This is a genomic window from Georgenia wangjunii, assembly GCF_036421975.1.
Lineage (GTDB): Bacteria > Actinomycetota > Actinomycetes > Actinomycetales > Actinomycetaceae > Georgenia_A > Georgenia_A wangjunii.
The window spans coordinates 263,658-285,376 of sequence record NZ_JAZGON010000003.1 but is presented as its reverse complement, the minus strand read 5'-3'; the positions used below and the strand labels follow the sequence as shown (position 1 = coordinate 285,376).

Here is a 21,719-nt window from a genome sequence, read left to right as displayed (position 1 = left end):
TGGGCCCTCAGATCCGTCCCTGGACGTGCTCGAGGACGCGGGCGCCCGGCGCGGGGCCCGTGACGACGAGGACCTCTGCGGCGACCTCGGCGCGCCGCAGGACGGCCGCGACGGAGTCGGCGTGCGGCCCGTCCACGGCGAGCGCCGCGACAGTCGGCCCGGACCCGGAGACGACGGCGCCGAGCGCGCCCGCCCGGTCCGCGGCGGCAAGGACGTCCCCGAGGACGGGCATGAGCTCGACGGCAGGCTCCTGGAGGTCGTTGACGAGGTGACGGGCGAGCTCGTGGGCGTCCCCCGCGAGGAGGGCGGCCATGAGACCGCCGTCGAGCTCGGGCTGAACGACGGGGTCCTCGGTGAGCTCGTCGAACGCGCCGAAGACCTGCGGGGTCGACAGGCCCTCGTCCTGGAGCGCGAGGACCCAGTGGTAGGTCCCCCGCGCCATCGCCGAGGACACGCGGTCCCCGTGCCCCGTGCCCACCGCGGTGAGGCCGGTGAGCGCGAAGGGGACGTCGGCACCGAGCTCCGCGGCGAGCTCGACGAGCTCGGCTCGGGCCAGGCCCGTCCCCCACAGCTGGTCGCACGCGAGGAGCGCGGCGGCGGCGTCGGCGGAACCGCCGGCCATGCCGCCCGCGACGGGCACCTGCTTGACGATACGCAGAGCGGCACCGGCACCCGTGGCGGTCACCTCCCGGAGGAGGTCCGCGGCGCGGACGGCGAGGTTCGACAGCCCCGTCGGCACACGGTCGGCTCCGCGCCCCTCGACGGTGACCGTGACGCCGTCGGCGGGGCTGGCGATGACGTCCTCGAAGAGGGAGACGGCCTGGAAGACGGTGGCGAGCGGGTGGTACCCGCTGGCCTCGCGCGCGCCGACCCGCAGCGCGAGGTTGATCTTCCCCGGCGCACGGACGTGGACCGAGTGGCCCGCGCCCGGCTTCACGCGTCGCTCCGGTGCTCCGCGATGCGCGCGAAGTCGGCGATGCCGAGGCGCTCCCCCCGCAGCGTCGGGTCGATCCCGGCCCCGCGCAGCGCCGCCTCGGCTCGCACGGGGGACCCGGCCCAGCCGGCGAGCGCGGAGCGCAGCGTCTTGCGGCGCTGGCTGAACGCGGCGTCGACGACGGCGAACACCTCCGCGCGGGAGGCGCCGGTCGGCGGCGGGTCGCGACGCACGAGGCGCACGAGGGCGGAGTCGACGTTGGGCACCGGCCAGAAGACCGTGCGGGCGATCGTGCTCGAACGCGTCGTCGCGGCGTACCAGGCGGCCTTGGCCGAGGGGATGCCGTAGGTGCGGGACCCGGGCGGTGCGGCGAGCCGGTCGGCCACCTCCGCCTGGACCATGACGAGTGCGTGGCGCAGGCTCGGGAGCCGCTCGAGCATCGTGAGGAGCACCGGCACCGCGACGTTGTACGGCAGGTTCGCCACGAGCGCGTCGGGGCGCAGGGGCTCGCCGTCGGCGAGAGTGGGCAGCTCGTGGACGTCGAGGGCGTCGGCGTTGAGGACAGCCAGTCGCTCGGACGCCTCGGGCATCCGCGCGGCGACCGTGCGCGGGAGCGCCTCGGCGAGCACCGGGTCGATCTCGACGGCGAGGACGCGCGCGCCCGTCTCGAGCAGCGCGAGGGTGAGCGAGCCGAGGCCCGGCCCGACCTCGACGACGACGTCGCCGGCGGTGATGCCCGCCGTGCGCACGATGCGGCGCACCGTCCCGCCGTCGACGACGAAGTTCTGCCCGAGCGTCTTCGTGGGTCGGACGCCGAGCTCGTCGGCGAGGGCGCGCACGTCGCTCGGCCCGAGCAGCGCGGACGCGCCGCCGGTGCGCCCAGGGGTCTCGGAAGTCACGCCAGCGAGCCTAACCATCGCCGGCGGTGTCCGTTCACCGCGACCGGTCGGGCACGGCAGGCGGCGGCCACCGCGACCGGTCGGGCCGGGCAGGAAGCGTCCACCCCAGGCGGGTCGGTCGGGCCGAGAGCGACGCCACCGGAACGACCACGCGCGACGGCGCGCGTCCCCGTGGGGGAGACGCGCGCCGTCGGGCGGTGCGGTGCGGGGCTCAGCGCAGGCCGAGCTTGGCCGAGCACGCGGGCCACTGGCCCCAGCCCGAGCGGGCCTGGAGCGCCTGGGCGCGCTGGGTCTGCTCCGCGGGCGAGGCCTGCGAGGGCAGCCCTGAGCCGCCCACGGCGCGCCACGTGGCGACCGAGAACTGGTACAGCCCGTGGTAGAGCCCGTTGGCGCTGACGATCGAGGGGTTGCCGCCGGACTCGCACTGGGCGAGGCGGCCCCACACGTCTCCGGTCGCGGGCGCCGGGGCAGCCTGGGCGGGCGCGGGCGCGGGCGCGGCGGCACCGGACGAGCCGCTCGATCCCGACGCGGCGGGAGCCGGTGCGGGGGCGGGGCGGGGCGCGACGGGGCGCTCCTTCGTGCCGACCGCGACGACCTGCTCGACCGGCGCGGTGGTGACGACGCCGTCGGCGGGCGCACCGGCCCGCTCCGTGCCGTCGACGAGGCGTGCGGCCTGGACGCGGGTGAGGACGCCCTCCTGGCCTGCCTGGACGACGCGGCGCTCACCGACGTAGAGGGTGTCGTCGGGGCGCTCGGTCGTGGCGAACGGCACCGGCTCGGTGGTGGCGCGGAGCATGTGCGCGACGCGGGTGACCGTCACCTCGGGCGTGCCGTCCGACGCCGCCCCGACGACGACGTGGTCGAGCTTGCCGACGGTGATTCCGGCCTGGGCGAGGACATCGGCGAGGTACGCCTCCCCGTCCATGTCGACCGTGAGGACCTCGCCGTCGACGGTGACCTGGACCACGCCGTCGGCGACGAGCGGGAGGTCGAGCGCCTGACGGGCGCCGTCGAGCGAGCGGGAGGCGGCGACGGTGACCTGGCGGCCGGCCTCGCCGATGCTCGCGAGGGCCTCGCCGGTGGTCGGTGCGGTGGTCCACACGCCGCGCGTCTCGCCGTCGACCTGCACCTCGATCTGCGTGGCGTGGCGCACGACGATCTCCGCGCCCTCACGCAGGGCCTCGTCGGCGGCGGGGGCGAGGAGGTCGTGCTCGCCGACCTCGACGCCCTGCTGGGCGAGCACACCCTCGACGGAGCCCGCGAACGTGGCGACCGTGCGGGTCTGCCCGTCGATGTCGAGCTCGACGCTCTTGTGCGCGGCGGCGGTGGCGATACCACCACCGGCGAGGACGGGGAGGGCGAGGAGGGCTGCACCGATCCCGAGGCGGCGGCCGCGCGAGGAGCGCGCGGGGCCGGCGGCGGCGCCGGGCCCGGTTGCCTCGGGGGCGGGGACCGTGCTGTCAGGGGCGTGCTCGGGCAGGGCGCTGTGAGAGCTCACGGATGTCCTTGGATCGGGGGGACCCGGGCACAGACGCCATCCCACCCGTGCGTGCTCGCACGACCTCTAGACGAGGGGGGATCGAAGGTCTGATCCGGCTGTCCGGTCGCGGACCCGAGAGGCCTCGCCACCGCGGCCACGCTGCGGGCCGCTCCGGAACTGTAACCGTTCCGTTACCAGGCGGTCTACGTGACGTCACTCACGACGGTCGCTCAGTACCAGCCGACGCGCTCCGAGTGAGCCCAGGCGCCGCACGGCGTGCCGTACCGGCCACCGATGTAGTCGAGCCCCCACCTGATCTGCGTCGCGGGGTTCGTGCGCCAGTCCGCACCGACAGAGGCCATCTTCGAGGCAGGCAGCGACTGCGGGATGCCGTAGGCGCCCGAGCTGGGGTTCTGCGCCGTCGGGTTCCAGTTGGACTCGCGCTGCCACAGCCGGTCGAGGCAGGAGAACTGCTCCCCGCTCCAGCCGCGGGCGGCGGCGAGCTCGGCCCCCAGTGCGCGCGGGTCGCCCTCGTACGCGGGGACGACGGGGGCAGCGGTTGCCACGGCGGGCTCGCTGGCCTGCGCCTGCGCCTGCGTCTGTTCCGGCGGCTGCGGCGCGGCCTCGACGAGCACGGGCGCCTCGGCCGTCCCGATGACGACGACCTCGTCGACGCGCTCGCTCACGACGACGCGCGCGAGCAGCTCGCGGTCGAGCTCCTCGTCCCCGGCTGTGCGCACGCGGTAGGTGACGGTCTCGACGCCGTCGACGCCCTCGGTGAGGATCGCCCGCTCCCCCTCGGGAAGGTTGGGGTCCTCCTGCTCGACGGTGGTGAAGGGGTCGGTCGTCGTCTCCTGGACCTCGCTCGTGACGACGCGCGTGATCGTCACCGTCATGCCGTCCTCGACCGGGTCGCCGAGCGGGACCGAGACGTGGTCGTCCGCGCCGACGACGATCCCCGCCTCGGCGAGGACCTCGTGGACGCGCGCGGCGGAGGTCTGCAGCTCGTGCGTCTCGTCGTCGACGAGGACGCGGACGGAGCGGAGCTCGGCGAGCGGGGCGCGGGCCTCGAAGCGCGAGGCGAGCGCGGCAGTGCTGTGCCGCGGGAGCGCCGACGCCTCGTCCGTGCTCAGCAGCTGCGCGTTCCCGGCCTGCGCGCTGGTGAACGTGGCGGTGCCACCGACGACGGCGACGAGCACGAGGGCGTGGACGGTGCGCCGGACCACGAATGCAGGTCGCGGAGCGGCGGTGCGACCGGCATCGCGATGCCGACCGCGCCGAGTTGAGTCGGGCACGGGCTGGTCCTGTCTGGTGGAGGGCACCCGCCGGGGTGGAGGGTCCGGACCGGCGGGTGTGACTGACCTGCGCCTGACCGTAACCGATTCGTGATCTCTTCCCAAGTGCCTGCCGTCGCCCTGCACCCGGAAATGCGCGCGTGACCAGCCCTTTCGCCCGCAATATTGCCCCGGCGCCCTTCTCCCGGGGTTCCGACGGACGGAGGAGGCCCGGGAGAAAGGGCGCCGGGTCGTGGCGGGCCTGGCGGGAGCCGCGAGGAACGAGCGGCGGATGGAAGACCCGGCGCCCTTCTCCCGGGGCTCCGGCCCCTACCAGGCGCCGTAGACCGCGTCCGTCGTGGCGGTGAGCCGCTCGCACAGGGCACGCAGGTCGACGTCGAGCTCGGCCGCCATGAAGCGGACCGTCATCGGCAGGAGGTAGGGCGCGTTCGGCCGGCCGCGGTAGGGGTGGGCGGTGAGGTAGGGCGCGTCGGTCTCGACGAGGACGAGCTCGAGCGGCAGGGCACGCAGGGCCGTCCGGAGCGCGTCGTTCGCCTTGAACGTCACCGGGCCGGCGAAGGAGGCGAACCACCCGTGCTCGGCGCAGACCTCCGCGAGCCCGGCGTCGCCGGAGAAGCAGTGGAAGACCGTGCGCTCGGGGGCACCGTCGGCGCGCAGGACCGCGACGACGTCGTCGTGCGCGTCACGGTCGTGGATCTGCAGCGGCAGGCCCAGCTCCTTGGCGAGGGCGATGTGCGCGCGGAAGGAGTCCCGCTGCGCCACGCGGCCCCGCTCCCCCGAGCGGAAGTGGTCGAGGCCGGTCTCGCCGACGGCGCGCACGCGGTCGTCGCGCGCGAGCTCGGCGATGCGGGCGATCGCCTCGTCGAGCGGCACGTCGTGACGCGGGCGCACGTCCGGGTCGAGGCCGTCGGGGGCGATCTCGCGGACCCCCGCGTGCAGGGGCGCCTCGTTCGGGTGGATGGCGACGGCGGCCGCGACAGGCGGGTGGGCGCGGGCGAGGTCGACGCTCGGCCCGGCCGTGTCGAGGTCGCAGCCCACCTGGAGCATCCGCGTCACGCCGACGCCCGCGGCGCGCTCGAGCTGCGCGGCGATGCTGAGCGGGACCTCGTCACGGACGCCCGGGTCGTCGTCGACTCCCACCGGGAAGTGGGTGTGGTTGTCGACGACGGTCCCGGGCAGCGGTTCGGGCAGCGGCGGCCAGCCGCGCTCGCGCCTGCTCACGCGGGCGTCACTTCCGGTCGGCGAGGCGCGCGAGCTCGCTGGCGACGACGTCGTCGTCGAGCTTGGTGAAGATCGGGCTCGGCTTGGCGACCGCGGACCCCACGCGCACGGGCCGCGACGCCCACGCGGGCGCCGCCGAGTAGTCGCCGGTGATGACCGGGTAGCCGGGGCCGCCGTCGAGGTCCTCGACCTCCTCGAGCCGCGGCATGGGCGCGACGTCGCCGGTGCCGCCGAGCGCCGCGTCCACCTTGTTCGCGCTGTGCGGGAGGAACGGGCTGAGCATGACGTTGAGGTCGCTCGTGGCCTGCGCGATGACGTGGAGGATCGTGCCGAGGCGCGCTCGCTCCTCGGGGGCCTTGAGGCGGTACGGCTCGGTGTCCGTGACGTACTTGTTCGTCTCCCCCACGAGGCGCATGACCTCGGCGAGCGCGGCCCGCTGACGGTGGCGGCCGATGAGGTCCCCCACCGTCCCGAAGCCGGCTGTGACGTGGGCGAGGAGCGTCTCGTCCACCTCGGTGAGCGCACCGGCCGGGGGGATCTCGCCGAAGTTCTTGTGGATCATCGAGGCGGTCCGGTTGACGAGGTTGCCCCAGCCCGCGACGAGCTCACCGTTGGTCCGGCGGACGAACTCGGCCCACGTGAAGTCGCTGTCCTGGTTCTCCGGCCCGGCGGCGGAGATGAAGTACCGCAGGGCGTCCGGCTGGTACCGCTCGAGGACGTCCCGGACGTAGATGACGACGCCTCGCGAGGAGGAGAACTGCTTGCCCTCCATCGTGAGGAACTCCGAGCTCACCACCTCGGTGGGCAGGTTGAGCGTGCCGTAGGTGCCCGGCTCGCCCCCGCGCGCCCCCTCGCCGTTCTGCGCGAGGAGCTCGGCGGGCCAGATCTGGGAGTGGAAGACGATGTTGTCCTTGCCCATGAAGTAGTAGGACAGGGCCTCGGGGTCGTTCCACCACGTCCGCCACGCCTCCGGGTCCCCGGTGCGTCGCGCCCACTCGACCGAGGCGGACAGGTAGCCGACGACGGCGTCGAACCACACGTACAGCCGCTTCGTCGGCTGCTCGCGCCACCCCTCGAGCGGGACGGGGATACCCCAGTCGATGTCCCGGGTCATCGCCCGCGGCTTGATGTCGGCGAGGATGTTCTGGCTGAAGCGGATGACGTTCGGGCGCCACGTGCCCGAGGCCTCCCGCTCGTCGAGCCACGCGCCGAGCGCGTCCGCGAGCGCGGGCAGGTCGAGGAAGAAGTGCTGCGTCTGGACGAACTCCGGCGTCTCGCCGTTGATCTTCGAGCGCGGGTCCTTGAGGTCGGTCGCGTCGAGCTGGTTGCCGCAGTTGTCGCACTGGTCCCCGCGCGCGTCGGTGTACCCGCAGATCGGGCAGGTGCCCTCGATGTAGCGGTCCGGCAGGGTGCGCCCCGTCGACGGCGAGATCGCGCCCTGGGTCGTCTGCTCGACCATGTACCCGTTGGCGTGGACGGCTCGGAACATCTCCTGGACGACGGCGTAGTGGTTGCGCGTCGTCGTGCGCGTGAAGAGGTCGTAGGACAGGCCGAGCGCCACGAGGTCCTCGACGATGAGCCGGTTGTTCTCGTCCGCGAGGTCGCGCGCGCTCACCCCGGCCGCGTCGGCGGCGACGAGGATCGGGGTCCCGTGCTCGTCCGTGCCGGAGACCATGAGGACGTCGTGGCCCGCCATGCGCATGTAGCGGCTGAAGACGTCGGAGGGGACGCCGAAGCCGGCGACGTGACCGATGTGGCGGGGACCGTTGGCGTAGGGCCAGGCCACGGCCGAGAGGATGCGCGTCATGGGCTCAGCCTAGTGACGTCGGCGCGCCGCCCCGGCGAGGCGTCCGTTCTCGGGGCGCGCAGACCCCCCGTGGAGCGCCGGGCGCGCGTACGGTGGGAGCAGGTGCACCGGAGTGCCCGGCCGCCGGCACGAGCCTCGAGATCCTCCCCCTGGACTCCGGGTGATCCCAGAGGAGAGACCGGCCGTGACCCAGGCACTTCCGCTCGCCGACGAGCTCGCCGTCGTCTACGCCCGTATGTCGGGCCTCCTCCTCAGCGAGGAGACCGTGGGGAGCGCGCTCCGCCTCGTGACGTCCCTCGCGGTCGAGGTGACGCCCAGCGCCGTCGGGTCCGGTGTCACGCTCCTCGACGTGAGCGGCGAGCGGACGACCACCGCCGCGACGGACCGGCTCGTCGAGGTGGCGGACGCCCTCCAGTACGACCTCGAGGAGGGTCCCTGCCTCGACGCCTGGCAGGAACGCCGCACGGTCCGCGTCGACGACGTCCGTGCCGAGCGGCGCTGGCCGCGCTGGTCGCAGGGCGTGGCGGGGACCGGTATCCGCTCCTGCCTGAGCGCGGGACTCGTCGCCGGTGACGAGGCGCTCGGGGCGATCAAGGTCTACTCCACCGAGCCCGACGCGTTCGACGCCCGAAGCGAGCACCTCCTCACCATGTTCGCCGCGCAGGCGGCCGTGCTCGTCGCGAACGTCCGCTCGGCCGAGGACGCGCGCCGCATGTCGGACGAGCTCAAGGACGCACTCCGCGCCCGCGACTCCATCAACGTCGCCAAGGGGGTGCTCATGGCGAAGGAGGGCCTGGGCGAGGAGGACGCGTTCGCCATGCTGCTGGGCCTCGCGAGCCGCGAGCACCGGACCGTGCGCGACGTGGCGCTGTCCGTCGTGCGCTCGACGGGGCGGCCGCGCCGATGACGCCCGAGCACGGGGCAGCCGAGGAGCGCGAGCGCGCCCAGCTGAGCGCCGTGCACCGTGTCCTCTCGCACTCGGGCATGACGGTGGACTCGCTGTGGCGTCGGTACTTCGCCCTCGGCGGCGGCCTGGGGCCGCTCAAGGTCGACGCCTACGTCAGCGGACTGACGACGCTGCCCGCCCTCGACCGTGACCTCCTCGCCCAGGCCCTCAACGAGGCCGTGGGTGACCACGGCCCCCGGGCGGTCCCGTTCAGCCGGGTCATGCGTGACCCCCGCCCGCTGACCGGGCCGCTCGCCGCCGTCCTCGCGGTCCTCGAGGGCATGCACCTCGCGGAACCGGGCCGGATCGCGGCGGTGACCGCCGCGGCGGGCGAGGCGCTGGGCGTGCGACTCACCCTCTACCTCGCCGACTACGACCAGGAGGGGCTGCACGCCGTGCCGGGCCCGCAGGCCCCCGCCCGCACGGTCATGGGGCTGGACACGTCCGTCGCCGGGCGCGCGTACCGCCAGCTCGAGATGGTCCCCGCGACCGGGGACGGCGAGGCACGCCTGTGGGTGCCGATCGTCGACGGCGTCGAGCGGCTCGGCGCCATGGAGGTGCTCCTCGACGACCCGGCCGATCTCGACGACCCGCTCCTCGCCGGGCATCTCACGTGGGTCGCGGCGATCATCGGCCACCTCGTCACCATCACGACGAACTACGGCGACGCGCTCGACGCCGTCCGCCGCACGCGGCCTCGCACGCCTGCCGCCGAGCTCGTCTGGCAGCTCCTGCCACCCCTGACGGCGGGGACCGACAAGATCGTCGTCACCGGTGCCGTCGCGCCGAGCGACGCCGTCGGCGGAGACGCCTTCGACTACGCGCTCTCGGCCACGACGGCGCACCTCGCCATCTTCGACGCCGCCGGCCACTCGCTCGGCTCCGGCCTCGTCGCGGCCATGGCGATGTCCGCCTACCGCAGCGCCCGCCGCAACGGTGGCACGCTGTTCGACCAGGCGATGGCGATCGACGCCGTCGTCGGCGGGGACGGCCTGGCGGAGGGCCGGATGGTCACTGCGCTGCTCGCGGAGCTCGATCTTGACTCCGGCCGGCTGCGCTACATCGGCGCGGGCCACCCGTACCCCCTCGTCGTGCGCCGCGGCAAGGTGGTCAAGGCCCTCAAGGAGGGCCGCCGCTCGGTGTTCGGCATGCCGGCACGGACGATCAGCGTGGGCGAGGAGGACCTCGAGCCCGGGGACTGGGTCATCCTCTACACCGACGGGGTGACCGAGGCGCGCGACCACGAGGGGACGTTCTTCGGTCTCGACCGGTTCGAGGACTTCCTCGAGCGGGAGGCCGGCGCGGGGCACCCTCCCCCCGAGCTCGTCCGTCGTCTCATGCGCAACGTCCTCGAGCACCAGCGCCACGTGCTCCAGGACGATGCGACCGTCCTCGTCGCCCGCTGGGGCGACGCGCGCAGCGACCTCACCCCGTGGCAGGCGTGGCCGCTGGCACCCTCGCGCCCCCCGGCCTAGCTGTACGCGGCCGGGAGGTCCGGCGACGCAGGGTCAGCGCACGACGACGACGGGCACCGTGCTGTGGCGCATGCACGCGGTCGCCACGGAACCCAGCAGCGCCGACGCCACCCGCCCGCGCCCCCGCGAGCCGACGACGAGGACGTCGGCACCCCGGGCGGCGCCGACGAGGACGTGGTCCGCGCGCCCGTGGACGGCGTGGGCGTGCGCCTCGACGCCCGGGAGCTCGGCGCGCAGGTCGGCGATACGCCGCTCGGTCTCGGCGAGTGTCCCGTCCTGGAGCTCGACGATCGACGGGGTCGTGCCGAAGGGCACGTCGTCCGGGCGCACGCCCGTCGGGATGGTCCACGACCGCACGACGTGCACCGGTGCGCCCCGCCGGGCCGCCTCCTCGAACGCGTACCGGACGGCCACCTCCGCGCACGCCGAGCCGTCGTCCCCGACGACGACGCCGCCGGCGACCTCGAGCTCTGTGACGATCCCGTCCATGACCCATCCCGGGCTGGGCGCGGCCGCCCGGTCGGTCTTGGGACGAGCTGCGTTCCTCATCGCACACCACCTTTGGTATCCGTTCCCCTGAGCATAGGACTGCAGCGGCCGGACGCCCAGGGGTCGCACGCACCGGCCGCTGTTCGTGCCGGGAGACGCGGCTGGGCTAGCGTCGGCCCGTGCACCTCCAGCAACCGGTCCTCCAGGTCATCCGCGGGTTCGTCATGGGCGCCGCGGACATCGTCCCGGGCGTCTCCGGCGGGACCGTCGCGCTCGTGCTCGGCATCTACGAGCGGCTCGTCGCCGCCATCCGTGCCGGAGCCGGCGTCCTCGGCGCCCTCGCGCGGCGCGACCTCGCCGGGGCGCGCAACCAGCTGCGCGGGATCCCGTGGGTGTGGCTCCTCAGCCTCCTCGCCGGCATCCTCCTCGCCGTCGCGCTCCTGTCCGCCGCGCTGGAACGTGTGCTCGAGGAGCACCCGCAGGCGGCCGCCGGTCTCTTCTTCGGGCTCATCGTCGGGGCCATCGTCATCTCGTGGCGCCTCGTGCGCCGGCGGACGTGGCGCACCGCTGCCGTCGCCGCGGTCGCCGCCGCGCTCCTCTTCGTCCTCGTCGGGCTGCAGAGCGGGACCGGGGACCACGGGGCCGAGGCGGTCACCCGGCCCGCGTGGATGTTCTTCGCGGCGGGCGCCGTCGCGATCTGCGCGATGATCCTGCCCGGCATCAGCGGGTCCTTCATCCTCGTGCTCCTCGGCATGTACGCGGAGGTGCTCGGGGCGGTCAACGAGCGCGACCTGCTCGTGCTCGGGCTGTTCGTCCTCGGGGCCGCCGTCGGTCTCGCCTCGTTCTCCACGCTCCTGTCCTGGCTCCTGCTCCACCACCACGACGTCGTCCTGGCCGCGCTCATCGGCCTCATGGTGGGCTCTCTCCGTATCCTGTGGCCGTGGCCGGGGGGCCTTGAGACGACCGAGCTCGCGCTGCCCGCAGGGGGCGCCCCCGTCCTCGTACCCGTGGCGCTCGCCGCCGGCGGCCTGCTCCTCGTCGTCCTCATCGACGCGGCCGGCACGCGGCTCGGGCACCGGCGGGCGCTCTCGCCCTCGACGCAGGAGGAATTATGACCACCGAGTCCCTTCCTACCGGCCGTGCGCTGCTCGTCGTCGACGTCCAGCCGACGTTCTGCGAGGGCGGCGCCCTCGGCGTGGCCGGGGGCCATGACGTCGCCCGCGGCGTCGCCGCCTTCGTGGCCGCGCGCCGGCGGGACTACGACCTCGTCGTCACCACCCAGGACTGGCACATCGAGCCGGGGCGGCACTTCGCGGTCGCGCCCGACGTCCCCGACTTCGTCGACACGTGGCCGCCGCACGGCGTCGCCGGCACCGCCGAGGCCGAGCTGCACCCGGCCCTGGCGGACCTCGCGCCCGACGCGAGCGTGAAGAAGGGCCAGTACGCCGCCGCCTACTCCGGGTTCGAGGGCACCGACGACGGCGGGCGCACGCTCGCCGAGATCCTCGCCGCCGCCGGGGTGGAGGCGGTCGACGTCGTCGGCATCGCCGAGTCGCACTGCGTCAAGGACACGGCGCTCGACGCGCGGCGCCTCGGCTTGCGGACCCGGGTGCTGAGCGACCTCACCGTGCCCGTCTCCCCGGACCAGGGCGCCTCCGCCCGGCGAGCGATGACGGCCGCGGGCGTCGAGCTCATCGAGTCCTCCGCCGTCTGAGTCGCGGGCCCGCCCGAGCGGCGGTGCAGCGGCGGCGGCAGGTGCAACGCCGGTGGCGGGCCGCGAGCGACGTCCGTGCGCGTCGACACGCGCGGTGCGCCTGGTCTACCAGTGGCACGGCGCGTGTCGAGGGGCAGGGCCGGACCGCCGTGCTCAGCGCGCCGCGAGCGCCGCCTCGTAGAGGTCGCGCTTGCTCAGTCCGGTCGCCTCGGCGACGGCAGCCGCGGCGTCCTTGAGCCGCTCCCCCGCGTCGGCGCGCGCGCGGACCTCGGCGACGTGGTCCTCGACGCGCGCGGCCCCCACGGGCATCCCGGCCACGACGACCGTGATCTCCCCGCGCACACCGCCGGCGGCCCAGGACGCGAGCTCGGCGAGCGGCCCGCGGCGGACCTCCTCGTAGGTCTTGGTCAGCTCGCGGCACACCGCCGCCGGCCGTTCCGCCCCGAACGCTGCTGCCATCGCCTCGAGCGTGACGGCGAGCCGGTGGGTCGACTCGAAGAAGACCATCGTGCGCGGCTCGGCCGCGAGCGCGCGCAGGGCGCGGTCCCGCTCGCCTGGCTTGCGCGGGAGGAAGCCCTCGAAGCAGAAGCGGTCCGTGGCCAGGCCCGAGATCGCGAGCGCCGTGAGGACCGCGCTCGGGCCGGGCAGCACGCTCACCGGCACGCCCCCGTCGATGGCGGCCCGCACGAGGCGGTACCCCGGGTCGGAGACGGCCGGCATCCCGGCGTCGGAGACGACGAGCACCGTGGCGCCGCCGCGCGCCGCCTCGACGAGCCGGGGCGCCCGCTCCCGCTCGTTGTGCTCGTGGTAGCTGACGAGCTTGCCCGGCACGCGGATCCCGAGCCGGGTGGCCAGCGCGAGGGTCCGGCGCGTGTCCTCGGCGGCGACGACGTCCGCCTCCGCGAGCAGCCGCCGCAGCCGTGGGGGCGCGTCCTCGACGTCCCCGATCGGGGTCGCGGCGAGGAGGATCCGCCCGCCGCCGGACTCGCTCGCCCGCGCCGGCACGCCCTCGCCCGCCGCGTCGAGGTCAGCGTCCACGGCCGCGCCGTCCCCGGTGCCGGCGGCCGTCTCGTCGCCGGGGCCGGCGCTCACGCCGTCGGGCGTGGCGGGGAGGTCGGTCTCGTCGCTCGCGTAGGACGTCACCGCCTCAGTGTGTCGCACGGCCGAGGGGGCATGCCCGCCGCGGAAGGGGAGCACCTACACTCACCGACGTGAGTGCGCCCCGTCACGCCGTCGAGCGTCCCGTCCCGGGTCACCCCGAGGACCCCACGAGCATCCCGCGCGACGACGACGGCGCGCCCGTCGCCGCGCCCGCGGCGGGCGCGACGGGCGTGGGTGCGACGGGCGCGGCCGCGACGGCGGGCACGCCGGCGGGACCGACGCCCGCCGCCGCCGACGACACCCCCGTCCGCACGGAGACCCGGAGCAGGACGGACATCGCCCGCGACCTGCGTGACCGGCTCCTGCGCGAGGGCCCCACCGACCGGCTCTGGGGCTGGGTCGGCCCGATCGTCGTCGCCGTCCTCGCGGCGGTCCTGCGCCTCGTCAACCTCAACCACCCGACGCGCCTCATGTTCGACGAGACGTACTACGTCAAGCAGGCGTACTCGCTCATGACGCTCGGGTACGAGGGCGACTGGCCCGGGGAGGACGTCAACGACCGGTTCCGCGAGGGCGACTTCTCCGACCTCAGCACGGAGGCGGACTACGTCGTCCACCCGCACGTTGGCAAGTGGCTCATCGCGCTCGGCCTGCGGGTCGCCGGCGCGGACAACGGCGCGGGCTGGCGGCTCTCGGCGGCGATCTTCGGGGCGCTCAGCGTCCTCATGATCGCCCGCATCGCGCGCCGGCTCTTCGGCTCGACGCTCCTGGGCACCGCGGCCGGGTTCCTCCTCGCCATCGACGGCATGCACCTCACCGAGTCCCGGATCGGGCTCCTCGACGTCTTCGTCATGTTCTTCGTCGTCGCCGGGTTCGGTGCGGTCCTCCGCGACCGCGAGCGCACCCGCCGGATCCTCGCCGACCGCGTCGCCGCCGACCTCGCCGGGCGCGGGGACGGCAAGTTCTCCGACCCGTGGGGCCCGAGCACCGGCATCCGGTGGTGGCTCGTCGTTGCCGGTGTGCTCCTCGGCCTGGCCTGCGGCGTCAAGTGGTCCGGGATCTACGCCCTCGCCGTCTTCGGCATCCTCGTGCTCGTGTGGGACATCTGCGCCCGGCGCGCGGTCGGTGTCCGGCTGTGGTTCGGCGGCGGGGTGTTCCGCGGCGGCTTCCCGGCGTTCTTCTCCCTCGTCCCCGTCGCGGCCCTCACCTACCTGGCGGGCTGGTGGTCGTGGTTCGCCTCCCCCGGGGCGTACCTGCGGCAGTGGGCCGCGGACGAGGTGGCCGCGAAGGGCGAGGTCGTCCGCTCCTACCTGCCCGACGCTCTCAACTCGTGGTGGGAGTACCACCTGCGGATGTGGGACTTCCACAACGGCCTCGACAGCGAGCACTCCTACGAGGCCCACCCGGCGGGCTGGATCATCCAGTGGCGCCCGACCTCCCTCTTCTGGGAGGGGGAGACCCCGGCCGGCGAGACGTGCGCCGCCGAGCGTTGCGTGCAGGCGATCTCCTCCGTCGGCAACCCCGTCATCTGGTGGCTCGGCGCGCTCGCGCTCCTCGTCGTCCTGTGGGCCGCGGTGCGGCGTCGCGACTGGCGCGCCTGGGCGATCCTCGCCGGCTACGCCGCGACGTACTTCCCGTGGTTCGCCTACGTGCACCGCACGATCTTCACGTTCTACGCCATCGCGCTCGTGCCGTTCGTCGTCCTCGCGCTCGTCTTCGCGCTCGCGTGGGCGACCGGGATGCTGCCGCCCCTGCACGGGCCTGGCCCGGCGGCGCACCGGAGATGGCGGAAGGGCGCCGGGTCCGCCGACGATGACGCCGCCCGGGCGCCGGTAGCGCCGGGCGACGGCGGTAGCGGGGACGCCGGCGCGACGTCGGCGGAGAGCGACGGAGCCGGGCCCGGGGGCGACGCCGCCGTCCCCGCCGAGGCCCTCGTCCCGGCCGACGGCTCCGTGCCCGTCCCGCCCGCCGGCGCCACGCCGGCCACCGTGGACGTCCCGGCGACGCGCCTCGACCGCGCGCGGCGCTGGCTCACCGAGGTGGCCGGCACGGCGGTCCTGACCAAGCGCGGCCTCGTCGTGCTCGCCGTCGTCGTCGTCCTCGCGGCGGCCGCGTCGATCTTCTTCTGGCCCGTGTGGACCGGGCAGACCATCCCCTACGACAGCTGGCGCACCCGGATGTGGCTGCCGAGCTGGGTCTGACGCCGGTCCGCCCGCCTGCCGTGCGACCGCCCAGGCGAGGGGCGCGGCCCGTCCTGGGTCCGGTCAGTCCGCCCACTCGACCTGGCTCGAGGGGTGGTATGCCAGGCCGGCGGCGGCCCACCGAGGCCCGTGCGCGGCGACGCGCTCGCGCAGGGAGTCGAAGGAGCGGCGCTCCTGGGCGCTCCACGCGACCTCTGCCACGGCGGCCAGCCGGGGCAGGAGCATGGTGAGCAGCTCGTCGCGCGTCGTCACGGTCTCGGTCCACAGGGCGGCCTCGACGCCGCGCACCCGCGCCGGGTCGAGGTCGGCGAGGTACGTGGCCGGGTCCCACGCGTAGGACTCGCGGACGTCGACGTGCCCGGCCCAGTCGAGCCCGAGCGGGAAACCCGGCTCGTACTTGAGGTCGAGGTAGACGTGCTTGGCCGGGGAGAGGATGACGTCGTGGCCGCGCGCGGCGGCGGCGAGCACGCCAGCCGTCGCCATGCCCGGGTCCCAGAGCTGGACGAGCGCTCCGGCGGGGAGGTCGGCGATCGCCGCCTCCTGCCACACGACGGGCGTCTTGCCGCCGTCGGCGATGATCCCCGCGGTGGCCTCGACGACGGCGCGGTAGTCCTCGGCGCTGAGGGTGGGGACCTCGTCCCCGCCCATGTGGACGTACGGGCCGGGGGTGAGGGTGCAGACCTCGCCGAGCACGTCCTCGAGGAAGCCACGCGTCGCCGGCTCGGTGAGGCTGATGTGGGAGTGCCCGACGTCGGTCCCGGCGTAGACGTCCCGCGGCTCCCCCGACGGTGTGAGCTCGCCGTACGCGTGCAGCGCGGCGTTCGTGTGGCCGGGGGTGTCGATCTCGGGGACCACCGTCACGTGCCGGGAGGCCGCGTACGCGACGAGCTCGGCGTAGTCCTGCGCCGTGAGGAACCCGCCGCCCTCCCCGCCCACCTGGGTACGGCCCGAGACCTCGGTGAGGCGGGGGCGGGAGGCGATCTCGAGGCGCCAGCCCTGGTCGTCCGTGAGATGGAGGTGCAGGACGTTGAGCTTGTAGGCGGCCATGAGGTCGACGACCTCGCGCAGGATCTCCGGCCCGAACCAGTGGCGCGTGACGTCGACCATGAGACCGCGCCAGGCGTAGCGCGGGGCGTCGACGACCCGCCCGGCGGGCAGGGTCGAGCCGTCGAGGAGCTGGAGCAGCGTGGTGACGCCGCGAAAGAGCCCGACGGCGTCCGCCGCCTCGATCCGGACTCGCTCGGCGTCCACCGTGACGGAGTACGCCTCGGCGGGCACCGGCGCCGAGCCCGCGTCATCACCGGCGGGGGCGGCGACGAGGGCGAGGACGATGGCACCCGGCGCCCCGTCGTCCACCGTGACGACGTGCGGGGTGACCGCCGCCGCCGCCAGACCCGCGGCGAGGTGCTCGCCCACGGCCCACGCGGCGTCGTCCTCGTCGGCCACGAGGACGCGTGTACCCCCGCCGAGGACGAACGGCGCCCCCGCGGTGAGGTCGAGGCGGTCAGGGGCGGGGATGAGCGCGGGCTCCGGTGCGGGCATCGGTCCTCCGTCGTTGGTGACCGGACCAACGCTACAAGCGGTCGGGGGCGCAGGAGTGCGGAGGCTGCCGCCGAGGTCGGCGCAGGGGCGTCGTGCTTGTGGGACGTGGGCCGGAGCTCTAGGCTCGGGCACCCGGCCGCAAAGGAGCGGTAATGGCACACGTCGCAGGACCAGGATCCGCGGACGAGGAACACGTCCAGCGCCACCGGGACGGGACCGTCTGGGCGCGGGGCCAGACCCGCGACGGCGAGGCGCACGGATACTGGGAGTGGTTCCGCAGGGACGGGACGACGATGCGCTCCGGGTGGTTCGAGGCGGGCGAGCCCGTCGGAGAGTGGACCACGTACGACAAGTCCGGCGTCGTCTACAAGGTGACGGCGAAGAAGCCGCGCACCGACGGCACCTGACCGGTCAGACGCCCCCGAGGAAACGCGCGACCGTCGCCGTCCACCACGCCCGGGCCTCCTCGTTCGCCGCGGGCGTCGCCACCTTGGTCTGCGTCGCGACGAGCGAGGCGGTCCCGTTCTTCTTGGGCTCGCTCGTGACGGCGACGGCGGACCCGTCGTGCGCCGCCGCGCGCCACGTCATCCGCCGGCCCGTCCCACTCACCCGCGGCTCGCCGGTGACGAGGCTCCGGACCGCGCCGTCGGCCGCCGCGAACGCCGCCCAGCGCTCCATGAGCTCGGCCATCGCGAGCGGCGTCGCCCGGCTCACGCTCACCTCGAACGTCCCGTCGGCGCGCTGTCCGCGTACGCGGCGACCGATGTGCTGCTCGTACGCGACGGCGACGGACTGGGCCCACCACCCGGCCGACTCCGTCGTCCCCTCGAGCTCGGCGTGGACGGCAGCCGCGATCTGCCCGTGGTCGAGGTCCGCAGCGCCGCGTGCGTCCATGAAGCGGAGCCAGTCGTCCCACGTGCGCCCGGTCGCCCGCTCCACCGGACCGATGCGCGGGTTCTCCTCGACCATGACGACCTCCTCGTCCCGACGGTGCTGCCGAACGACGAACGGCCCCGACGCCGGCGGGAACCATCTCATCACGCGGGGACCCGGGGGCTCCAGAGCGGCGTCGGTCGCTCGTTCGACCGGGCGAGCGCCCCGGTGGCTTCGCGCGCATGACCGGGCGGGCAGCTGCCCGGTGGCCCCGCGTGCGGGCGTAGTGAGCCGCTGCGAGCATGATCAAGGTCCGTCGACAAGGAGGTCTGCCGTGCCTGACGTCGTGTTCGTCCTCATGCTCCTCGCCGTCGCACTGCTCGCGGGCGCCGTCCGCTACAAGATGTTCAAACGGATCATGCGGAACAGCGGGCAGCGGGAGGACGGCACCTGGGAGCCCGGGCGTGCGCCGTCGGACGCGACGCTCGTCGGCAAGATCGCCATGGGAGTCGTGCTCCTCGCGTTCGTGGTCGCGGCCGTCCTGCGACTCGTGGACGACGCACCCGGCTGGCTGTGGGCGCTCACCACCGGCGTCATGGCGGTCGCCATGACCACGCTCCTCGTCAGTGAGCGGCGTCGCATACGTCGGGAGGGCGTCGACGTCGGGCACGGGCCCGGGCGCCTGCGCTCCGACGACTGAGCGCCACGGTGACGACCTCCTCGCCCCGACGCAGCTGGCCCGACGACGAAGGGCCCCGACGCCGTCGGGGCCCTTCGTCGTGCTGGTGGAGCTAGGGGGATTCGAACCCCCGACCTTCTCATTGCGAACGAGACGCGCTACCAACTGCGCCATAGCCCCAGGTGCCCTTGCGAGCGATGACACTTTAGCACCGGCCGCGCGGTCAGGCGAAGCGCTCTAGGTTGGGTGCGACGTACCCCACAGTCAGGAGCCGCCCATGACCTTCCACGTCGCCTCGGAGGTGGGCCGTCTGCGCCAGGTGATCCTCCACCGGCCGGGCCTGGAGATGGAGCGCCTCACGCCCCACAACCGGGAGGACCTTCTCTTCGACGAGCTCCTGTGGGTCTCCCGGGCGCAGGAGGAGCACGACGCGTTCGCCCAGGTGCTGCGTGACCAGGACGTCGAGGTCCTCTACCTCACGGACCTCCTGCGTGAGGCGCTCGCCGTCCCCGCGGCCCGCGAGCGCGTGCTCGGCCACACCTTCGACGAGGAGGTGTTCGGTCCGGCCGCCGTCGGTCCCCTACGGGCGATGGCGGACGCGATGGACGACGCCGAGCTGACGACGGCGCTCGTCGGCGGGATGACGAAGGCGGAGGCGCTCGAGCGCGTCGACGAGCCGAGCTCGGTCGCCTTCCACGTCCTCGGCGCCGACGACTTCCTCCTCCCGCCCCTGCCGAACCACCTCTACACCCGCGACGCGTCGGCGTGGGTGTACGACGGCGTCGCCGTGAGCGCCATGCGCAAGCGCGCCCGGCTCCGCGAGTCCGTCCACTACGAGGCGATCTACCGCTGGCACCCCGCGTTCGCCGACGACGACTTCCACCTCTGGCAGGGCAGTGGGAAGCGCCGCGGGTCGAGCGTCGAGGGCGGGGACGTCCTCGTCCTCGGTCGCGGGGCGGTGCTCGTCGGGATGAGCGAGCGCACGACGCCGCAGGGGGTCGAGCGGCTGGCGAAGAAGCTCTTCGCCGCCGGGGCGGCGACGACGGTCGTCGCCCTCGCGATGCCGCAGCACCGCGCATTCATGCACCTGGACACGGTCATGACGATGGTCGACCCGGAGAGCATCACCGAGTACGCCGGTCTCGGGCCGTTGCCCTCGTACACGATCACCCCGGGCGACGACGGCGATCTCGTCATCACCGACCACTCCCCCGGCGAGATGCACACCGCCATCGCGCGCGCCCTGGGCCTCGACCGCATCCGGGTCCTCACCCCGACGCAGGGCGTGCGCGCCGCGCAGCGCGAGCAGTGGGACGACGGGTGCAACGTGCTCGCCGTCCGCCCGGGCGTCGTCATCGGCTACGAGCGCAACGAGACGTCGAACGCGTTCCTCGAGGCGAACGGCGTCGAGGTCATCACCGTCGCGGGCTCCGAGGTGGGACGAGGCCGCGGCGGCCCGCGGTGCATGAGCTGCCCCACTCTGCGCGACGGGCTGTAGAGCACCGCCCCCGCGGCGCGCACCAGCCGCCCTGCTGCGGCTCCGGCGTCGCCCGAGCCGCGCGTGCGCGCGGGAGGGGTGCGACCGAGCCCGGTCAGGCGCCGACGGGGCTCAGGCGCCGACGGCGCGCCGACGGGCGAGGACCGCGTCGAGGTCCAGCGCGACCGGCACGGCGGGCACAGACACGCTCGCGGCGACGGTGAGCGGCGCCTCGGCGGTCGTCACGTCGAGCGTGGCAGCCACTTCGGTCGCAGCCACGGCGGGCTCCTGCGCGGCGTACGGCGCGACGTCACGGCGCGGGGCCGGGGGCTTGAGCGTGTAGGACGGCGCGGGCACCGGCACGGGCGTCCACGTCCGCTCCGTCTCGACGTCCCAGCGGGGCGTTCCGACGTCGTCCGTCGTCGCGGTCTCTTCATGGCGGGCCGAGGCTGAGGTGGTGGTCGGCGCCGCGGGCACGGCCGGCACGTCGGCGGCCGGCGGTGCGTCGGGGGCTGCGGCCGTCACGTCGGCCGGCGCCGTCGGGGTGGCGCTGGCGGACGTCGCAGCGGCCGGGGCGACCTGGCCGGCCGTCGGCGCGGCAGCGACCTCGCCGGAGGTGCCGACGGTGCCCGCAGCCTCGGTCGCCGTGGTGCTCACCGGCGTGCTGGGGGCGACCTCCGGCGCGGCGCCGGCGGCGGGTGCCTCATCACCGGCGGACGCCGCGGAGCCGGTCGGCCCGGGCGCGTCGCTGTCCGCGGCGGTCGTCGCGCCGGCGCGGGTGCCCGTCCGGGCGGTGCGGGCCGTCGGCTCGACGGACCGGGCCTCACGCTCGTCGAGGCGGGTGGCGCCGGAACGGGCGGTCGTCGTCCGGGTCGTCCCGGCACCGGCCGGGCGACGGGTGCCCAGCTGCCGGGGGACCGTCGGTGTGCGCCGGGCGACCGGCCCGCCCTCGAGGCGGGCCATCGCGGCCCGGGCGGCCGCGTCGCGACGCGCGCCCGCCCTGGCGGCGCGGCGCCCGAGGACGAGGACGACGGCGAGGAGGACGGTCGGCACGACCCCGAGCGCCACGGCGGAGCCGGCGCCCCAGACGGCGACCCAGCCGGCGACGGTCGACGCGAGGAGGACGAGGGTGAGCGCGAGGCGGCGGCGGGCGGCAGCCGCGCGGCGGCTGACCTCGGCGGCGCGGGCCGCGCGGGCGGCGGCGAGGCGGCGTGCGTCGTCGGCGGTGCGCTCGTTGCGGGCGGGTGGCCTGTTCACGGCGGGTGCCTCCGTACGTCGTCGTGGGTCGTGCAGGAAGGGGCGGGCAACTGGCAGCCCGTGGTGGGCCGCCGCTCCGCGCGGCCCTGGCGTCGCACCGGCGACGGCGAGGATGCGCAGCTCAGCCGAGAACCGGTCCTCCACGCGGGACTCGACCAGCTCCTGCCGGCTGCGGACCATGTAGGGGACCAGGTACCCGAAGAGGACGCAGGCGAGGGCGATGACAACCCACCCCTGTACGTCCACGCCCTGACGCTAGCCCGCCGCGCGGGTCCCCCGCCGTCCGGGGACCGGCGTGTCTTACACCGATGTGATTCACCGGCCCGCCG

19 protein-coding genes and 1 tRNA gene are annotated in these 21,719 nt (G+C 74.9%); 8 read left to right on the top strand and 12 right to left on the bottom strand.

Features of this window, described 5'->3' with window-relative positions; all coding sequences use genetic code 11:
• Window positions 1-7 precede the first annotated feature (7 nt).
• From V2J63_RS07380 to metG, 6 genes are all read right to left on the bottom strand, one after another.
• Window positions 8-937, bottom strand: coding sequence for a 4-(cytidine 5'-diphospho)-2-C-methyl-D-erythritol kinase (locus V2J63_RS07380; protein ID WP_331230368.1), 930 nt, complete (start codon window positions 935-937; stop codon window positions 8-10).
• Window positions 934-1,851 (bottom strand): 16S rRNA (adenine(1518)-N(6)/adenine(1519)-N(6))-dimethyltransferase RsmA, encoded by a 918-nt coding sequence (rsmA, locus tag V2J63_RS07375; RefSeq protein ID WP_491062224.1) that lies wholly within the window; start codon window positions 1,849-1,851, stop codon window positions 934-936. The genes V2J63_RS07380 and rsmA overlap by 4 nt, the downstream gene beginning before the upstream one ends.
• A gap of 193 nt (window positions 1,852-2,044) precedes the next feature.
• The gene (locus V2J63_RS07370) at window positions 2,045-3,331 is read right to left on the bottom strand and encodes a resuscitation-promoting factor (protein WP_331230366.1); all 1,287 of its coding nucleotides are present in this window, start codon (window positions 3,329-3,331) and stop codon (window positions 2,045-2,047) included.
• Between the two features lie 212 nt (window positions 3,332-3,543).
• Window positions 3,544-4,539: a resuscitation-promoting factor gene (locus V2J63_RS07365; RefSeq protein ID WP_331230365.1), complete on the bottom strand. Its 996-nt coding sequence runs from the start codon at window positions 4,537-4,539 to the stop codon at window positions 3,544-3,546.
• 378 nt (window positions 4,540-4,917) lie between these two features.
• Window positions 4,918-5,829, bottom strand: coding sequence for a TatD family hydrolase (locus V2J63_RS07360; protein ID WP_331230364.1), 912 nt, complete (start codon window positions 5,827-5,829; stop codon window positions 4,918-4,920).
• A gap of 7 nt (window positions 5,830-5,836) precedes the next feature.
• Entirely contained in the window at window positions 5,837-7,636 is a 1,800-nt protein-coding gene (gene metG / locus V2J63_RS07355) for a methionine--tRNA ligase (RefSeq protein WP_331230363.1), read from the bottom strand.
• A gap of 184 nt (window positions 7,637-7,820) precedes the next feature.
• Here metG and V2J63_RS07350 point away from each other — a divergent pair, with 184 nt between their 5' ends.
• Both V2J63_RS07350 and V2J63_RS07345 read left to right on the top strand, forming a co-directional pair.
• Window positions 7,821-8,543 (top strand): GAF and ANTAR domain-containing protein, encoded by a 723-nt coding sequence (locus V2J63_RS07350; protein WP_331230362.1) that lies wholly within the window; start codon window positions 7,821-7,823, stop codon window positions 8,541-8,543.
• A complete protein-coding gene (locus V2J63_RS07345; RefSeq protein WP_331230361.1) occupies window positions 8,540-10,057 on the top strand; it encodes a PP2C family protein-serine/threonine phosphatase in 1,518 nt (505 codons plus the stop codon). The genes V2J63_RS07350 and V2J63_RS07345 overlap by 4 nt, the downstream gene beginning before the upstream one ends.
• Before the next feature lie 33 nt (window positions 10,058-10,090).
• Here the strand turns inward: V2J63_RS07345 and V2J63_RS07340 are convergent, their stop codons facing one another.
• A complete protein-coding gene (locus tag V2J63_RS07340) occupies window positions 10,091-10,606 on the bottom strand; it encodes a universal stress protein (RefSeq protein WP_331230360.1) in 516 nt (171 codons plus the stop codon).
• Window positions 10,607-10,725: 119 nt separating this feature from the next.
• Here V2J63_RS07340 and V2J63_RS07335 point away from each other — a divergent pair, with 119 nt between their 5' ends.
• The gene (locus tag V2J63_RS07335; protein ID WP_331230359.1) at window positions 10,726-11,661 is read left to right on the top strand and encodes a DUF368 domain-containing protein; all 936 of its coding nucleotides are present in this window, start codon (window positions 10,726-10,728) and stop codon (window positions 11,659-11,661) included.
• Window positions 11,658-12,260, top strand: a complete 603-nt coding sequence (locus V2J63_RS07330; RefSeq protein WP_331230358.1) for an isochorismatase family protein — start codon at window positions 11,658-11,660, stop codon at window positions 12,258-12,260. Before V2J63_RS07335 ends, V2J63_RS07330 begins: the two co-directional genes overlap by 4 nt.
• Window positions 12,261-12,413: 153 nt before the next feature.
• Here V2J63_RS07330 and rsmI read toward each other — a convergent pair whose 3' ends face one another.
• A complete protein-coding gene (rsmI, locus tag V2J63_RS07325) occupies window positions 12,414-13,265 on the bottom strand; it encodes a 16S rRNA (cytidine(1402)-2'-O)-methyltransferase (protein WP_331230485.1) in 852 nt (283 codons plus the stop codon).
• A 206-nt stretch (window positions 13,266-13,471) separates the two neighbouring features.
• On the opposite strand from rsmI, the gene V2J63_RS07320 reads away from it, so the two are divergent.
• Window positions 13,472-15,562, top strand: coding sequence for a dolichyl-phosphate-mannose--protein mannosyltransferase (locus tag V2J63_RS07320; protein ID WP_331230357.1), 2,091 nt, complete (start codon window positions 13,472-13,474; stop codon window positions 15,560-15,562).
• Window positions 15,563-15,625: 63 nt separating this feature from the next.
• Here the strand turns inward: V2J63_RS07320 and V2J63_RS07315 are convergent, their stop codons facing one another.
• Window positions 15,626-17,104 (bottom strand): beta-N-acetylhexosaminidase, encoded by a 1,479-nt coding sequence (locus V2J63_RS07315; RefSeq protein ID WP_331230356.1) that lies wholly within the window; start codon window positions 17,102-17,104, stop codon window positions 15,626-15,628.
• Window positions 17,105-17,256: 152 nt separating this feature from the next.
• Here V2J63_RS07315 and V2J63_RS07310 point away from each other — a divergent pair, with 152 nt between their 5' ends.
• Complete coding sequence (locus tag V2J63_RS07310) at window positions 17,257-17,511, top strand: toxin-antitoxin system YwqK family antitoxin (RefSeq protein WP_331230355.1); 255 nt, start codon at window positions 17,257-17,259, stop codon at window positions 17,509-17,511.
• A 4-nt stretch (window positions 17,512-17,515) separates the two neighbouring features.
• Here V2J63_RS07310 and V2J63_RS07305 read toward each other — a convergent pair whose 3' ends face one another.
• Window positions 17,516-18,073 carry a hypothetical protein gene (locus tag V2J63_RS07305; protein WP_331230354.1) on the bottom strand — a complete coding sequence of 186 codons (558 nt, stop codon included), beginning with the start codon at window positions 18,071-18,073 and terminating at the stop codon, window positions 17,516-17,518.
• Between the two features lie 238 nt (window positions 18,074-18,311).
• On the opposite strand from V2J63_RS07305, the gene V2J63_RS07300 reads away from it, so the two are divergent.
• Window positions 18,312-18,677 carry a hypothetical protein gene (locus V2J63_RS07300; protein ID WP_331230353.1) on the top strand — a complete coding sequence of 122 codons (366 nt, stop codon included), beginning with the start codon at window positions 18,312-18,314 and terminating at the stop codon, window positions 18,675-18,677.
• An 83-nt stretch (window positions 18,678-18,760) separates the two neighbouring features.
• Here V2J63_RS07300 and V2J63_RS07295 read toward each other — a convergent pair.
• Window positions 18,761-18,836 (bottom strand) — tRNA-Ala (locus V2J63_RS07295).
• 97 nt (window positions 18,837-18,933) lie between these two features.
• On the opposite strand from V2J63_RS07295, the gene V2J63_RS07290 reads away from it, so the two are divergent.
• Window positions 18,934-20,154 carry an arginine deiminase gene (locus tag V2J63_RS07290; RefSeq protein WP_331230352.1) on the top strand — a complete coding sequence of 407 codons (1,221 nt, stop codon included), beginning with the start codon at window positions 18,934-18,936 and terminating at the stop codon, window positions 20,152-20,154.
• Between the two features lie 111 nt (window positions 20,155-20,265).
• Here V2J63_RS07290 and V2J63_RS07285 read toward each other — a convergent pair whose 3' ends face one another.
• Entirely contained in the window at window positions 20,266-21,636 is a 1,371-nt protein-coding gene (locus V2J63_RS07285; protein WP_331230351.1) for a hypothetical protein, read from the bottom strand.
• Window positions 21,637-21,719 lie beyond the last annotated feature (83 nt).

What these genes read in the sequence shown, in the direction of transcription:
- rsmA (WP_491062224.1), bottom strand. Translation starts at nt 1,851, where the DNA reads ATGGTTAGGCTCGCTGGCGTGACTTCCGAGACCCCTGGGCGCACCGGC.
- metG (WP_331230363.1), bottom strand. Translation starts at nt 7,636, where the DNA reads ATGACGCGCATCCTCTCGGCCGTGGCCTGGCCCTACGCCAACGGTCCC.
- V2J63_RS07345 (WP_331230361.1), top strand. Translation starts at nt 8,540, where the DNA reads ATGACGCCCGAGCACGGGGCAGCCGAGGAGCGCGAGCGCGCCCAGCTG.
- V2J63_RS07340 (WP_331230360.1), bottom strand. Translation starts at nt 10,606, where the DNA reads ATGAGGAACGCAGCTCGTCCCAAGACCGACCGGGCGGCCGCGCCCAGC.
- V2J63_RS07330 (WP_331230358.1), top strand. Translation starts at nt 11,658, where the DNA reads ATGACCACCGAGTCCCTTCCTACCGGCCGTGCGCTGCTCGTCGTCGAC.
- V2J63_RS07315 (WP_331230356.1), bottom strand. Translation starts at nt 17,104, where the DNA reads ATGCCCGCACCGGAGCCCGCGCTCATCCCCGCCCCTGACCGCCTCGAC.
- V2J63_RS07310 (WP_331230355.1), top strand. Translation starts at nt 17,257, where the DNA reads ATGGCACACGTCGCAGGACCAGGATCCGCGGACGAGGAACACGTCCAG.
- V2J63_RS07305 (WP_331230354.1), bottom strand. Translation starts at nt 18,073, where the DNA reads ATGGTCGAGGAGAACCCGCGCATCGGTCCGGTGGAGCGGGCGACCGGG.
- V2J63_RS07290 (WP_331230352.1), top strand. Translation starts at nt 18,934, where the DNA reads ATGACCTTCCACGTCGCCTCGGAGGTGGGCCGTCTGCGCCAGGTGATC.